Source organism: Clostridium ljungdahlii, assembly GCF_001636845.1.
Classification (GTDB): domain Bacteria; phylum Bacillota; class Clostridia; order Clostridiales; family Clostridiaceae; genus Clostridium_B; species Clostridium_B ljungdahlii_A.
In genome coordinates, this window is record NZ_LITT01000056.1 from 1 (window position 1) to 754 (window position 754).

The 754-nt window shown below is 34.1% G+C and carries 2 protein-coding genes and 1 pseudogene; all 3 read left to right on the top strand.

Translation table 11 applies throughout. The annotated features are described in order from the left end of the window. Nucleotides 1–256 (top strand): annotated as a pseudogene (locus WY13_RS15570) ([citrate (pro-3S)-lyase] ligase); the annotation flags it as partial. An 11-nt stretch (nt 257–267) separates the two neighbouring features. Further along, entirely contained in the window at nt 268–564 is a 297-nt protein-coding gene (gene citD / locus WY13_RS15575; RefSeq protein WP_063556516.1) for a citrate lyase acyl carrier protein, read from the top strand. Next, nucleotides 564–754: aldolase/citrate lyase family protein (locus WY13_RS15580; protein ID WP_242866529.1), on the top strand; the 191-nt coding region annotated here is incomplete at its 3' end. The genes citD and WY13_RS15580, both read left to right, overlap by 1 nt.

The window sequence follows — 754 nt, forward strand, 5'->3', positions numbered from 1 at the left end:
TTTTTGTGATGTTACTAGAACCTATAATAATGTGATGAAAGAAATGCTTCCCCATTGTGGTGTAGAAATTATGGAAATTCCAAGGTTTAGTATAAATGAAGAAGTTATTAGTGCCTCAAAGGTAAGAAATCTGATAAAAGAGAAGAAGCTTTCACAGGTAAAGGATTTAGTACCGGACACTACCTACAGATTTTTGTGTTCAAAAGAGGCAATACCAATAATTAATAAAATTCAAAATAAAAGAGATTTAATATAGGAGGTTCACTTATGGAAATAAAAAAAGCTGCTATAGCAGGAACATTTGAGTCCAGCGATATTACTATATCAGTACAGCCTAATCCAGAGAATGAGGTGGCTATAAAATTAAAAAGTTCCGTGGAAAAACAATTTGGAGACCAGATAAAAAAAGTTATAATGGATACTTTAGAGGAACTAGATGTAAAAAGTGCCATTGTAGGCGCCAATGACAAAGGAGCTTTAGATTGTGTTATAAAAGCAAGGGTACAAGCTGCAGTTATGAGGGCAGCAGAAGAAGCAAAATTCAACTGGGAGGTGGAAAAGTAATGTACAAGTTAAGAAGAACAATGATGTATGTACCGGGAAACAATCCAGGAATGGTTAAGGATGCACATATATATGGAGCAGATTCTCTAATGTTTGATTTAGAGGATTCAGTATCCCTAAATGAAAAGGATACAGCTAGATTCTTAGTATACAATGCACTAAAATCTATAGATTATGAAGGCACAGAAAC